The organism is Actinoplanes solisilvae, from assembly GCF_003999975.1.
In the GTDB taxonomy this organism is placed as follows: domain Bacteria; phylum Actinomycetota; class Actinomycetes; order Mycobacteriales; family Micromonosporaceae; genus Actinoplanes; species Actinoplanes solisilvae.
In genome coordinates this window covers 123,647-136,770 of sequence record NZ_RJAC01000005.1, presented here as the reverse complement: position 1 = coordinate 136,770, position 13,124 = coordinate 123,647, and the positions used below count along the sequence as shown (strand labels likewise).

Genomic DNA, 13,124 nt, shown 5'->3' with positions numbered 1-13,124 from the left:
CGATGAGGCTCGTGGCGTGGCAGCCGGACGATCTGCTGCGGCGGCTCGACGACGTGGTGGGCGTCTACGGCGAGGCGATGGGCTACCGGCAGGAGCTGCTGCAGACCCGGCGCGGCTACATCGGCGCCCACGTGCGCCGGGCCGGCTTCCGGGCGGTCGCGACCCTCACCACCGACGGCCGCCTGGCCGGCTTCGGCTACGGCTACACCTCCGGCCCGGGCCAGTGGTGGCACGACCAGGTGCGGGCCAACCTCGGCGAGGCCGGCCGGCACCGCTGGCTGACCGACTGCTTCGAGGTTGTCGAGCTGCACGTGCGCCCCGCCGCGCAGGGCCACGGTGTCGGCGCCCGTCAGCTGCGCGCCCTGCTGGCGATGGCCGACGGCGAGACGGTGCTGCTCTCCACCCCCGAGGCCGACGAGGCCAAGTCACGCGCCTGGCGGCTCTACCGCCGGTTCGGCTTCGAGGACGTGCTGCGCCACTTCTACTTCCCCGGCGACGAGCGGGCCTTCGCGATCCTCGGCCGGGGCCTGCCGCTGGCCGAGCGCCCCGCTGAAGACGCGCCCGGCATTGTCGGTCTCTAGAACGCTGAGCTGGGCGCTGCTCGGCGTCCTGATCCTCGCGCAGATCAGTTATCCGCTCACCGGCGGCGGCGTACGGGCCGGGCTGACCGTGGCGACCGTCGTGCTCGGTTACCTGCTGTCGGTCTCGCACGCGCTGCTCACCCGTGGCCCGCGGGCCGCGATCGCGCTGGTCGCCATAGCCACCCTGGGCGGTTTCGCGGTCGAGGCGCTCGGCGTGGCCACCGGTTTCCCGTTCGGCACCTACGTCTACTCCGGCCAGCTCGGCCCCAAGCTGCTCGGGGTCCCGCTGATCATCCCGCTGGCCTGGACCTGGATGGCCTGGCCGGCCTGGCTGGCCGCGCAACGCCTGCCGGTCGCCCGCTGGGCCCGCGTCGGCGTCGCCGCGTTCGGCCTGGCCGCCTGGGATCTCTTCCTCGACCCGCAGATGGTGGCCGAGGGCTACTGGCGCTGGCAGTCCCCCACCCCCGCGCTGCCCGGCGTGCCCGGCATCCCGGTCGGTAACTACCTGGGCTGGCTCGGCTTCGCGATCGTGCTGATGACCGCACTGAGTTTCGCCCTGGGTCGCACGAATCCCCTCCCGGACGACAAGCCGATCTTGGCGCTCTGGTTCTGGACGTACGCTTCGTCCGTGCTCGCCCACGCCGTCTTCCTCGACCTGCCCGCCTCGGCGGCGTGGGGCGGCCTGTTCATGGGCGCCGCCGTCCTGCCGGTCGCGTTTCAGATGCGAAGAGAGCGGTCATGAGGTGGCTCGTGCTGCTGCCCTGGGCCGCCCTGACCGCCCACACGGTCGTGAACGCCCTGCTCCTGCGCCGCCCGCCGACCGGCACGACGACCGGCGAGCGGGTCGTCGTGCTGCTTCCGGTGCGCAACGAGGCGGAACGGGTGGGCCCGTGCGTCGAGTCGCTGCTGTCCCAGGACGGCGTGGACGTGTACGTCCTCGACGACGGCTCGACCGACGGAACCGCTGACGCTGTGAAAGCACTGGCCGGCGACAAGGTCCGCCTGCTCACCGGCGAGCCGCTCCCCGAGGGCTGGCTGGGCAAGCCGCACGCGTGCCAGCAGCTCGCCGACGCGGCCGCCGACGCCGACGTGCTCTGCTTCGTGGACGCCGACGTCGTTCTGGCGCCCGGCGCGGTCGCGGCCGCGGTGTCCGAGCTGCGCCGCGCCGGGGTCGCGCTCCTCACCCCGTACCCGAAGATCATCGGGGCTGGACGGCTGGTGCAACCGCTGCTGCAGTGGTCGTGGCTGACCTTTCTGCCGTTGCGGGTGATGGAGCGCTCGCCGCGTCCGTCGCTGGCCGCCGCCGGTGGACAGTGGCTGGTCGTCGACGCGCGGGCCTATCGCCGGGCGGGCGGTCACGCGGCCGTGCGCGTCGAGATCCTCGAGGACATCGCGCTGGCCCGCGCGGTCAAACGCTCCGGCGGCCGGATCGCGCTGGCCGACGGCTCCGGCCTGGCCACCTGCCGCATGTACGACTCGTGGGCCGAACTGACCGCCGGTTACGCCAAGTCGCTCTGGGCCTCCTTCGGCACCCGTTCCGGCGCCGGCGCCGTCGTGGTCACGCTCCTTCTCCTGTACGTCGTCCCGCCCGTGGCCGCCGTAGTCCTGGCCGCGACAGGCGCCTTCGTGTGGGCCGCGATCGCGCTCACGGCGTACGGGCTGGGGGTGGCCGGCCGTGCGGTCGCGGCGAGAGCAACCGGTGGCCGGGCCTGGCCCGACGCCCTCGCCCACCCTGTCTCGATCGTGCTGTTCGCCCGGCTCGTGGCCGTGTCGTTCCGGCTGCGCACCCGGGGCGGCCTGACCTGGCGAGGACGGCCGGTGTGAGCAGAATCGTGGTGATCGGCGCCGGGGTCGGCGGGCTGACCGCGGCGGTACGCCTGGCTCGCGCCGGCCACTCGGTGCAGGTGTTCGAGCGCTCCGGCGGCGTCGGCGGCAAGCTGGCCGTGCACGAGCGCGACGGCTTCCGCTTCGACACCGGCCCCAGCCTGCTCACGTTGCCCCAGGTCTTCACGGACGCCGGGCTCGACCTCGTCCCGCTCGACCCGGTCGTGCGGCACGTCTTCGCCGACGGCACGGTCCTCGATTCCTCGCCCGTGCACACCGAGTTCCTCGTACGCATCGAGGCCGCGCTCGGCCCCGAGGCGGCGCACGACTGGGACCGTTTCTGGCAGCGGGCGCGCCGGATCTGGGACGCGTCGTGGCGTTCGGTGCTGCGTAAACCCGTGACCCCGGCGACGCTGGCCGGTCTGACGTGGCGGGTCGGCGACCTGGCCGCGATCGCGCCCGGCCGCTCGCTGCGCGCGCTCGGCTTCCGCTACCTGCGCGATCCGCGGCTGCGCATGATGCTCGACCGGTACGCGACCTACACCGGCGCCGATCCGCGCCGGGCCCCCGCCGCGCTGGCCGCCATCCCGTACGCGGAACTGGCCTTCGGCGGCTGGTATGTGCCCGGCGGCCTGGGCACGCTGGCCGGCGCGCTCGCCCGCGGCTGCGAGTCGGCCGGCGTACGCATCACGTGCGGCACAGCGGTGGCGAAGATCCTGGTCGAGGACGGCCGGGTGACCGGGGTGCGGCTGGCCGACGGATCCGTCGTGCCGGCCGACATTGTCGTGTCCAACGTGGACGCGCTGACCGTCTATCGCGACCTGCTGCCCGCCCCGCGACGGCTGGCCGGGCTCACCGATCGCAGCCTGGCCGGCTTCGTGCTGCTGCTCGGCGTACGCGGCGAGACCCCGTCGCTGGCCCACCACACGGTCTTCTTCCCCTCGCACTACGAGGCCGAGTTCGACGCCGTCTTCGGCTCGGCCGCGCGACGGGCGCGCCCCGCGAGCGACCCTACGGTCTTCGTGACCCGAGCCGCCGACCCGGCCGTCCACCTGGCGGGCTGCGAGGCATGGTTCGTGCTGGTCAACGCGCCGCGGCACGGCACCGGCTGGCGGGCGACCGACTGGCGCCGGCCGGGCCTGGCCGACGCGTACGCCGATCTTGTGCTCGACGTGCTGGCCCGGCGCGGCGTCGACGTACGCGACCGGTTGCTCTTTCGCGAGACGCGCACCCCGGCCGACCTGGCCGACGCGACCGCCACGCCCGGCGGTGCCATCTACGGCACGGCCGGCGGTCTGGTGCGGCCGGTCAACCAGGGCCACGTCAAGGGTCTGCACCTGGTCGGCGGGTCGGTGCACCCGGGCGGCGGCCTGCCGATGGTCACCCTTTCGGCCCGGATGGTCGCCGACCGGATCGGCCCCGCCCGGCGCTAGCGCGGCGCGTGGGCCGCGAGGAACGCCTTCGCTATGGCCGACGAGAGGTCGGCTGGGTTGGTGGCCGGGAACGCCTTGCCACCGGTCGCCTCGGACATCTCGTTGAGCGCCTTCATGTCGACGTCGGGACCGTAGCCCACGGACAGCACCGGCACGGGCCGGCTCGGGTCCTGCTCGCCGGCGAGCTTCGCCATGAACTGGGCGTGCGTCATCTTGAACGTCGACTCGCCGTCGACGCCGTCGGTCAGCACGACCACCAGCGTCACCGTGCCGGGCGAGACCTTCTCGCGCATCTCGGCGACGCCGTCGAGCACGCTCTTGTAGAGCGGGGTGCCCGAGTTGTCGGCCGCGCGGTAGGTCTTCATCACCTTCGACAGCGCCTCGCGACGGGGCTTGCCGTCAAGCTTGCCGGTGATCGGGCCGTACGGCACGACCTCCTTGTGCGGAGGGCTGGTCGGTGTCGGCTGGCCGAAGAACCACATGCCGACGCTGGTGTCCTCGGCGAACAGCTCGGCCGCGGTCTGGCCCGACTCGCGCAGCAGGTCGGCCCGGGTGACCGTACGCCCGCCGGGCGCCGAGATCTTCTGGTTCATCGAGCCGGACGCGTCGATGAGCAGCAGGACCTGGGTGCTGAGGGACTTGTACTCGCTCCACATCGTGGCCGGGGCGAGCAGACCGGACGGCTTCTTGGGCAGCTTCAGCGTGTTGGGCATCGGGGTGGTGCGGAAACCGGCCTTGGTCAGCGACGAGCCGGTGATGGCCGCCCGCAACTGCTGGGACAGCTCGAGGTCCTGATTGTTCTTGGCGACCGTGAACGGGTAGTCGGCCTCGACCAGGCCGTCGACCGGGTAGGCGCCCTTGAGCGGCACCGTGTGCTTGCCGCGCTGGTAGGCGCGCAACTGCTGCTCGGTGGTCGGGAAGACGCCGACGTCGTAGACCACGCCGTTGGTGTTCCACTGCTCGGCGACCTTGGCCAGCAGCGAGGTCGGGTCGGCCGAGGCCTCGCGCAGCCGGCTGCGCAGGGTCAGCGCCCGGAGCTGGGCGATGCCGGAGTCGGGAGTGGTGCGGGCCATGGCCGCGTTGACGCCGTAGACCGAGAGCAGGCCGGTCGTGCTGGCCTGCGCGTCCGGCATCGTGACGGCCGAGATCTTGCCGGCCGCCACGGCCCCGGTGAGCTGGGCCCACGAGGTCTTGTCGCCCTTGGCGATCGTCTCGGCGAGCACGGACGGGGCGGCGAGCACGATCGGCGAGTAGGCGAGCGGCTTGCCCTCGGTCGAGAAGCCCGCGCCGCCGGCGTTGGCGATGCCCAGCCAGGCACTGCTGGACGGGATCCACACGTCGGGCTTGGCCGCGGTCGCGATGGTGACGCCCGGTTCCTCCGCGACGACCTCGATGGGGTCGCAGGAGTTGGCCGCGTCGTCGTCGAGCGTCTTGGCCGCGGCGGTGACCACGGGCGCGATCTCGGGCGCGGCGACGACGCGGAGCTTCACGTTCGCACAGGCCTTGGCCGAAGGCGTACGGGACGGGTCGCCGTTGGCGGTCGGGGCGGGGTCGCGGGTGTACATCCACCACGTCGTGCCACCGGCGACGGCGACCAGCAGCAGCACGATCGCGGCCGCGAGCAGCACGCGGCCGGCGCCCCCACCGGGCGGTCCGTGGTGGGTGACAGGTTCGTCCGCCGGCGGTTGGCTGTCCTTGAACATATCCGACATCACACCCACCTCTCCCTCGATCTCGGCTTGATGACCGACCCTGATCGTGTCGTCGCCCGGCACAAAACAAGATCAATTCATCGAGCGCTCTCGCTCCGACGTGAGCGAATAGTAATCACATCTCGGCGGCTCACAAGCGCCGCCCCCTATTGGCACATTGCCGATAGACACAGAGTGGGTCATCACCTACCCTGCGGCCGCGCCACCGCGAGGACGATCAGTTCCCCGTCCTCACCTGTGCCAACAGGCTCCCGGGCCCACCCGCCGAAGACCCTGTCCACATCGAAGCCCGCCGCTTCGACAGTGGTCCGAAGCTCGTTCTCGGAGCGAAAACGCAGCGTGGCCGAGCTCGCCAGCTCGTCACCGTGCGTAAAGCGGTAGTGCCGAGTGAAATGAACCACTCCGTCGACCACAGAATCGACCCCCGTCCATGTGTCAACAAGTTGTCCGTCAGGCATCACGACGGAGCGTCGCGAGTCGCCGGGGTTCCAGCGGGTCCACTGCTGTGCATCCGGGTCGCGGCTGTCGAAGATGAGGCGGCCACCCACGACGAGCGAACGGCGCAGCGCCCGCAGGGTCGACAACCACTGCTCGTCATTGACGAGGAACTGCGCGACGTGACTTGTCAGCAGCGCCGCGTCGAACGACCGCGACGGCACCTGCTCGCCGGACCCCTCGACCCAGCGCACCCGCTCGGCGCCGGGCTTGCGCCGCGCGGCGTCGAGCGAGGCCCGCGCCGGGTCCACACCGGTCACCTCGTGCCCGGCCGCGGCCAGCCGGATCGCGAGCCGCCCGGTGCCGCACCCGAAGTCGAGCACCCGTGGCGCGTTCCGCTCGGCCAGCAACGCCACGAACAGGTCGTCGTCCCAGCCCCCCACGTACTCCGCGTCGTAGACCTCGACGAGCCGCGGATCCTCGAACTCGGCGTTCCGCACGTCTCCCACAGCGACGACACTAGATGTGACCCAGGGCTTGTCACAGGCCACGAACCGTCAGGATCACGATCCACGGAAGACGTTCGCGGCCGCGTGCCTGTTCGCTACCATGCGCCGCGGCCGAGACCCCGAAGATCAGAGCGGGCGTACGCCCGCCGGAAGCTGCTCGGTGGCGATGTGGTGCAGCAGGGTGGCCCGCAGGGCCTCGGCGGCGTGCGGGAGGACCGAGCGCTTGCGGTGAGCCAGGGCGATCGTGCGGCGCATGCCGGGCGGCGCGAGGGGGGTCGCGCGCAACAGCGGCCGGTTGGCCAGCACCATACTCGGCACCAGCGCGACGCCCAGGCCCGCCTCGACGAAGGCCAGCACCGCGTCCATCTCGCCGCCCTCGACGGCGAACTTGGGGGTGAAGCCGGCCTTGCGGCACGCGTCCAGCGTGACGCCGCGGATGTCGTAGCCGGCGCGGAACATGACCAGCGGGGTGTTCTCGAGCTCGGTCAGCGCGATCTGCGCGTTCTCGGTGGGTGGCGGGCCGTCGGCGACCGAGGCCACGACCAGGCTCTCCTGCAGCACGGGCGCGGCGCTGAGCGACTCGTCGACCCCGGCCGACGGCTGCACGATGAGGGCCAGGTCGAGGGTGTGGGTCAACAGGTTCTCGATCAGATCCTGCGAGCCGCCCTCGTTGACGTACAGCTGGATCTCGGGGTGCTCGGCGCGGAAGGTGCGCAGCACCTCGGGCACCAGCGACGAGCAGAGGCTCGGGGTGGCGCCCAGCCGCACCTCTCCGCGGCGCAGGCCGACGATGTCGGCGACGGCTTCCTGGGCGGCGTCGGCGTCGGCCACCATGCGCTGGGCGAGCGGCAGCAGGGTCTGGCCGGCCGCGGTCAGCGTGACGCCGCCGCGGATCCGCACGAAGAGGGGCGCCCCGAGGGTCGCTTCAAGCGTGTGAATTTGCTTACTGAGAGTCGGCTGTGAGACGCCCAGATTGTCGGCCGCCTGGGTGAAATGCCGAGTTTGTTCGACTTCAAGGAAGTAACGAAGCTGCTGGAGCTGCACTTCGATAGCCTATCTCTATGATTGCTACGCCGATCATGCATTAGACGAATCGTCGGCGGGCTCCTACCGTCCAGTATGTGGCGGTAGATATTTCGACCCGGAAGGCGCCGGCGGCAACGCCCGCGCCGGGCAGACCAGGACGGCGCTCCTCGGTCGCCCTCAAGATATTCATGGCCCTGACCGGCATCCTGCTGATCGGCTTCCTGTACCTGCACATGATCGGCAACCTGAAGATCTTCTTCGGCGCCGAGGCGTTCGACCACTACGCGGCCTGGCTGCGCACCATCGGCACGCCGCTGCTCCCGCACGAGTGGTACCTGTGGATCCAGCGAGGCGTGCTGACCGTGGCAGTGGTCGGGCACATCGTCGCGGCCACGATCCTCGCTCGCCGGGCCAGGCAGGCACGACCGGTCAAGTACGCGCACCGGCCCAAGGTGCAGGGCAGCTATGCCGCGCGCACGATGCGCTGGGGCGGCGTGATCGTCCTGCTCTTCGTGATCTACCACATCCTCGACCTGACCACCGGGACGCTGAACCCGAACGGTGTGCACCTCGAGGCGTACAAGAACGTCTCGACCGACTTCGCGCCCGGGCGCTGGTACGTGACGCTCTTCTACACACTGTCGATCGTCGCGGTCGGCTTCCACATGCGCCACGGCATCTGGAGCGCCCTGCGCACGCTGGGCCAGCAGAGCCCGCGCGGCGAGGTCATCGCCCGCGCGACCGCCCTGGTCCTGTCGTGGGTGCTGGTCCTGGGCTTCCTCGTGGTGCCGTTCGCGGTTCTCGTCGGATTGGTTGACTGACATGGGTGACTTCTACAACGACGGCGACCCGATCGCCGACACCGCCGCCCCCGAGGGTCCGATCGAGACCCGCTGGGAGCGCCGCCAGTTCAACGCCAAGCTGGTCAACCCGGCCAACCGCCGCAAGCTGACGGTCATCGTGGTCGGCACCGGTCTGGCCGGCGGCTCCGCGGCGGCGACCCTGGCCGAGGCCGGCTACAAGGTCAAGTCGTACTGCTACCAGGACAGCCCGCGGCGGGCGCACTCGATCGCCGCGCAGGGTGGCATCAACGCCGCGAAGAACTACCGCAACGACGGCGACTCGATCTACCGGCTGTTCTACGACACCGTCAAGGGCGGCGACTTCCGCGCGCGCGAGTCGAACGTCTACCGCCTCGCCACGGTGTCGGTGAACATCATCGACCAGTGCGTGGCCCAGGGCGTTCCGTTCGCCCGCGAGTACGGCGGCCTGCTCGACAACCGCTCGTTCGGCGGCACCCAGGTGTCCCGTACGTTCTATGCCCGGGGCCAAACGGGTCAGCAGCTGCTGCTCGGCGCCTACCAGGCGATGGAGCGGCAGATCGGCCTGGGCAACATCGAGATGAACGCCCGGCACGAGATGCTCGAGCTGATCATCGTCGACGGCAAGGCCCGCGGCATCGTCGTACGCGACATGGTCACCGGCGAGATCAGCACCGAGATGGCCGACGCGGTCGTGCTCGCCTCCGGCGGTTACGGCAACGTCTTCTTCCTCTCGACCAACGCCAAGGGCTGCAACGTCACGGCGTCGTGGCGGGCGCACCGCAAGGGCGCACTGTTCGCGAACCCGTGCTACACGCAGATCCACCCGACCTGCATCCCCGAGTCGGGCACGCACCAGAGCAAGCTCACGCTGATGAGCGAGTCGCTGCGCAACGACGGCCGGGTGTGGGTGCCCAAGGACGCCGCCGACTGCCAGAAGCCCGCGGCCGAGATCGCCGAGGAGGACCGCGACTACTACCTGGAGCGGATCTACCCCTCGTTCGGCAACCTGGTCCCCCGCGACATCGCGTCGCGCGCGGCCAAGAACGTCTGCGACGAGGGCCGCGGCGTCGGTCCCGGCGGCCTGGGCGTCTACCTCGACTTCGCCGATGCGATCGACCGGCTGGGCAAGAAGGCCGTCGAAGCCAAGTACGGCAACCTGTTCGAGATGTACCAGCGCATCACCGGCGAGGACCCGTACGAGGTTCCGATGCGCATCTACCCCGCGGTGCACTACACGATGGGTGGCCTGTGGGTCGACTACGACCTGCAGTCGACCGTCCCCGGCCTGTTCGTCGTCGGTGAGGCCAACTTCTCCGACCACGGCGCGAACCGGCTCGGCGCGTCCGCCCTCATGCAGGGCCTGGGCGACGGCTACTTCGTTCTCCCGACGACGCTGGGCAACTACCTGGCCGCCGGGCCGTTCGAGCCGATCGCCGACGACCACGAGGAGGTCGTGGCGGCACGCACCGAGGTCGAGGACCGCATCTCGAAGCTCCTGTCGATCAACGGCGACCGTACGGTCGACTCGTTCCACCGCGAGCTGGGCCACATCATGTGGGAATACTGCGGCATGGAGCGCACCGAGGAGGGCCTGACCAAGGCCATCGGGCTCATCCGCTCACTCAAGGACGAATTCTGGCTGCGGGTCAAGGTGCCCGGCACCGGCGAGCAGCTCAACCAGAACCTCGAGAAGGCCGGCCGCGTCGCCGACTTCTTCGAGCTCGCCGAGCTGATGTGCATCGACGCGCTGCACCGTCGCGAGTCCTGCGGCGGCCACTTCCGCGGCGAGTCGCAGACCCCCGACGGCGAGGCCCTGCGCCACGACGACGAGTTCAGCTACGTCGCCGCCTGGGAGTACGCCACCGGCGACAGCGGCAAGCCCACCCTCCACAAGGAACAGCTCGAATTCGAGTACGTCCACCCGAGCACCCGGAGCTACAAGTAATGGACATCCAGGTCCGCGTGTGGCGTCAGGAGAACCGGTCCGACAACGGCCGGATGGTCACCTACGACGTCAAGGACATCTCCCCCGACGCCAGCTTCCTCGAGATGCTCGACGTGCTGAACGAGAAGCTGATCCTCGACGGCGACGACCCGGTCGCCTTCGACCACGACTGCCGCGAGGGCATCTGCGGCGCGTGCAGCATGGTGATCGACGGTGTGGCGCACGGCCCCGAGAAGGCCACCACCACCTGCCAGCTGCACATGCGGCACTTCAAGAACGGCGACGTGATCGACGTGGAGCCGTGGCGCGCCGCCGCGTTCCCCGTGATCAAGGACCTGGTCGTCGACCGCAGCGCCTTCGACGCGATCATCGCGGCGGGCGGCTACATCACCGCCCCGACCGGCGCCGCCCCCGAGGCGCACGCCACCCCCGTACCCAAGAAGGACGCGGACCTGGCGTTCGAGGCGGCCACCTGCATCGGCTGCGGCGCCTGCGTGGCGGCCTGCCCGAACGGCTCGGCGATGCTCTTCACGGCGGCCAAGGTCGCGCACCTCGGCCTGATGCCGCAGGGCCAGCCCGAGCGCGACACCCGCGTGCTCGACATGCTGCAGGCGCAGGACGACGCCGGCTTCGGCGGCTGCACCAACATGGGCGAGTGCACCCAGGTCTGCCCCAAGGGCATTCCGCTCACCCTGATCGGCCGCCTGAACGCGGACTACCGCAAGGCGGTTCGCAAGAAGCTCTGAGAAAACCCCTATCGGAGGCCGGGCACAATGGCGTGCCCGGCCTTTCTCTTTCCGCCGACCACCGCCCCGGCCACGCTGATCGCGGCGGCGGCGATGAGCACGGGTACGGCTCCCAGGTGCGCAGCGGCGGCGCCGAGCGGGATGCCGAGCGCCACCGGGCCGAAGATCACGGTGGTCGACGTGGCGGCGACGCGGCCGAGCAGGTGGTCGGGGGTCTCCGTCTGCACCGCGGTGACGGCGGCGATCAGGGCCCAGATCAGCCCGACGCCGATCAGCACACTCCCGGCGAGCATCGTGGGCCACCAGGGCAGAGCCTGAACCAGGCAGCCGGCGGCGAAGAAGGCGGCGCCGATCACGGCAACGGGCTTCCCCCGGGCCAGAAGGCGACCGACGACCAGGCCGGCGACGATCGAGCCCGCACCCTGGGCGGTGCCGAGATAACCGAGCCGGGTCGCGGGCAGACCCAGATCATGGACGATGTGGGCCAGCACGGCCGCGTTGGTCAGCCCCGACGCTCCGATGGCCAGACCGGCGACGAGTACGGGGTTGCGCACGGACGGGACGCCGAAGAGCGCTCGCAGACCCGCCCGCAGGGCACTCTCCCGGGGTTTCCGATCAGTTGAGTGCCCGGCCGCACCGGGGCCGTCCGGGGCTCCGCCCGCACCCCGATCATCCTCCGTCCGGCTTCGCGCGGGTCGAACCGGGGTCGGCTCGCGGCCAGCGGGGATCGGCTCGCGGCCAGCGGGGATCGGCTCGCGGCTTGTGGGGATCGGCTCGCGGCGCAACCGGAGCAAGGCGTAGCAGGCGGCGGTCAGCAGCGGTGTGGCGGCACTCAGCAGGACGACAGCGTCCGGACCGCCCCAGGTGTAGAAGGCGGCGCCGGCCAGCGGTGCCACGAGCTTCATGCCCTCCTGCGCGCTGGAGCGCCAGCCGTTGACGTCGCCGAGGATCTTCGGGTCGAGCGCCGAAGGGAGGATCGCCGTCTCCCCCGCGTCGATCAGCACGTAGCTGACCCCGCGCGCCAGCAGCACGGCGAAGATCAGCCAGACCTCGTTTGCGGAGCGGACAGTCAGCAGAAGCAGCATCAGCGCGCCCAGAGCCAGGTCGACGACGATCATCAACGGACGGCGGGGCAGGCGATCCACGAGACCACCGAGCCAGGGGGCGGCGAAGGTCGGCAGGTAGATGCAGACGGCGGTCAACGCGGCCAGGCTGACCGAGCCGGTGAGATCGAAGACCCAGACTCCCGCGGCGAGCGTCATGGCGGTGCTGCCGAAGCCCGACAACAACGAGATCAGCACGAACAGGGCAGCATTGCGCCGCATGACCCCTCCGAGGAATTGAGTCTCAGGGACTCATATCCTTCAGAGTTGAGCGTCAATCTGTCAATGTCTTGGTGACGCTGCCGTGAGGGCGGCGCGCAGGCGATCGACGGCGCCCCGGGTCGGTGCGGGCAGCGGCCTGACCGGACTCGAACCGGGGCGGCGGTCGACACCAGCACCCGGCCGGGCTTCCGGCCGGGCTTTCGGTCCGGCTTCCGGCCCGGGCTCGGCGGCCGGAGAGCCAAACGCCGCGTCGAGATCGGCGATCACAGCCTCGATCAGGGCGAACAGCGCGCCACCGGCCGCGCCGGGGACAGCCGACAGCGTCTCCCGAACCAGCACAGCCCGATTGAAGCGGCGGTCCCAGCGGCGGTCGGCGCCCACTCGACGATGCAGCTCGAGTGCCGCTTCGCGCAGGTCAGCGATGCTCTGGCCATATTCGTCGGGCGTGGACGGACGATCCCGCACGGCCGTGACCAGGCGCAGCCGGCGCTGCTCGGCGGCCTGGCGACTCCCCAACCCGAGCGCGTCAGCGATCTCACCCCACGTTGCACCGTCACGCCGGGCGCGGTCGATGAGGTCGAGCTCCTCAACGTCGAGCCGGGCCCGCGCGGAAGGGATCGCCCGCAGATCAGCTAAGTCAGCCACGATCTCAGCATAGAGGTTTTGTCAACAGAACATTGACACCGCGAAGACCGCTTGGAGCCGGGCCGGGAAGGCCGAACGCGCGGGAAGGCCGAACGCGCGGGAAGGCCGAACGCGCGGGA

Annotated in this window: 12 protein-coding genes; 7 read left to right on the top strand and 5 right to left on the bottom strand. The window is 70.8% G+C overall.

From position 1 onward, the window contains the following. Window positions 1-2: 2 nt before the first annotated feature. The 4 genes from EER30_RS16325 to EER30_RS16310 are packed head-to-tail and all read left to right on the top strand — an operon-like array spanning window position 3 to window position 3,838. Window positions 3-581 carry a GNAT family N-acetyltransferase gene (locus EER30_RS16325; RefSeq protein ID WP_127501307.1) on the top strand — a complete coding sequence of 193 codons (579 nt, stop codon included), beginning with the start codon at window positions 3-5 and terminating at the stop codon, window positions 579-581. Beyond that, on the top strand, window positions 568-1,323 hold the full coding sequence (locus EER30_RS16320) for a carotenoid biosynthesis protein (RefSeq protein ID WP_127501306.1): 756 nt from the start codon (window positions 568-570) through the stop codon (window positions 1,321-1,323). Before EER30_RS16325 ends, EER30_RS16320 begins: the two co-directional genes overlap by 14 nt. Then, window positions 1,320-2,405 carry a glycosyltransferase family 2 protein gene (locus EER30_RS16315; RefSeq protein WP_127501305.1) on the top strand — a complete coding sequence of 362 codons (1,086 nt, stop codon included), beginning with the start codon at window positions 1,320-1,322 and terminating at the stop codon, window positions 2,403-2,405. Before EER30_RS16320 ends, EER30_RS16315 begins: the two co-directional genes overlap by 4 nt. Continuing rightward, window positions 2,402-3,838, top strand: a complete 1,437-nt coding sequence (locus tag EER30_RS16310; RefSeq protein ID WP_127501304.1) for a phytoene desaturase family protein — start codon at window positions 2,402-2,404, stop codon at window positions 3,836-3,838. Before EER30_RS16315 ends, EER30_RS16310 begins: the two co-directional genes overlap by 4 nt. Here the strand turns inward: EER30_RS16310 and EER30_RS16305 are convergent. The 3 genes from EER30_RS16305 to EER30_RS16295 all read right to left on the bottom strand — a co-directional run bounded on the left by EER30_RS16305 (window position 3,835) and on the right by EER30_RS16295 (window position 7,544). Then, window positions 3,835-5,550 (bottom strand): substrate-binding domain-containing protein, encoded by a 1,716-nt coding sequence (locus tag EER30_RS16305; protein ID WP_127501303.1) that lies wholly within the window; start codon window positions 5,548-5,550, stop codon window positions 3,835-3,837. The two genes, EER30_RS16310 and EER30_RS16305, sit on opposite strands and share 4 nt — an antisense overlap. Before the next feature lie 182 nt (window positions 5,551-5,732). After that, a complete protein-coding gene (locus EER30_RS16300) occupies window positions 5,733-6,494 on the bottom strand; it encodes a class I SAM-dependent methyltransferase (protein WP_240670056.1) in 762 nt (253 codons plus the stop codon). 126 nt (window positions 6,495-6,620) lie between these two features. Continuing rightward, the gene (locus EER30_RS16295; protein ID WP_432417551.1) at window positions 6,621-7,544 is read right to left on the bottom strand and encodes a LysR family transcriptional regulator; all 924 of its coding nucleotides are present in this window, start codon (window positions 7,542-7,544) and stop codon (window positions 6,621-6,623) included. An 83-nt stretch (window positions 7,545-7,627) separates the two neighbouring features. On the opposite strand from EER30_RS16295, the gene EER30_RS16290 reads away from it, so the two are divergent. The 3 genes from EER30_RS16290 to EER30_RS16280 are packed head-to-tail and all read left to right on the top strand — an operon-like array spanning window position 7,628 to window position 11,035. After that, window positions 7,628-8,341 carry a succinate dehydrogenase cytochrome b subunit gene (locus EER30_RS16290; RefSeq protein ID WP_255436668.1) on the top strand — a complete coding sequence of 238 codons (714 nt, stop codon included), beginning with the start codon at window positions 7,628-7,630 and terminating at the stop codon, window positions 8,339-8,341. Between the two features lies 1 nt (window position 8,342). After that, on the top strand, window positions 8,343-10,289 hold the full coding sequence (locus EER30_RS16285) for a fumarate reductase/succinate dehydrogenase flavoprotein subunit (protein ID WP_127501300.1): 1,947 nt from the start codon (window positions 8,343-8,345) through the stop codon (window positions 10,287-10,289). Beyond that, on the top strand, window positions 10,289-11,035 hold the full coding sequence (locus EER30_RS16280) for a succinate dehydrogenase/fumarate reductase iron-sulfur subunit (RefSeq protein ID WP_127501299.1): 747 nt from the start codon (window positions 10,289-10,291) through the stop codon (window positions 11,033-11,035). The genes EER30_RS16285 and EER30_RS16280 overlap by 1 nt, the downstream gene beginning before the upstream one ends. An 8-nt stretch (window positions 11,036-11,043) precedes the next feature. On the opposite strand, the gene EER30_RS16275 is transcribed toward EER30_RS16280, so the two are convergent. Both EER30_RS16275 and EER30_RS16270 read right to left on the bottom strand, forming a co-directional pair. Then, window positions 11,044-12,360, bottom strand: coding sequence for an MFS transporter (locus EER30_RS16275; RefSeq protein WP_127501298.1), 1,317 nt, complete (start codon window positions 12,358-12,360; stop codon window positions 11,044-11,046). Window positions 12,361-12,420: 60 nt separating this feature from the next. Then, on the bottom strand, window positions 12,421-13,005 hold the full coding sequence (locus tag EER30_RS16270; protein ID WP_127501297.1) for a hypothetical protein: 585 nt from the start codon (window positions 13,003-13,005) through the stop codon (window positions 12,421-12,423). Between the last annotated feature and the right edge of the window lie 119 nt (window positions 13,006-13,124).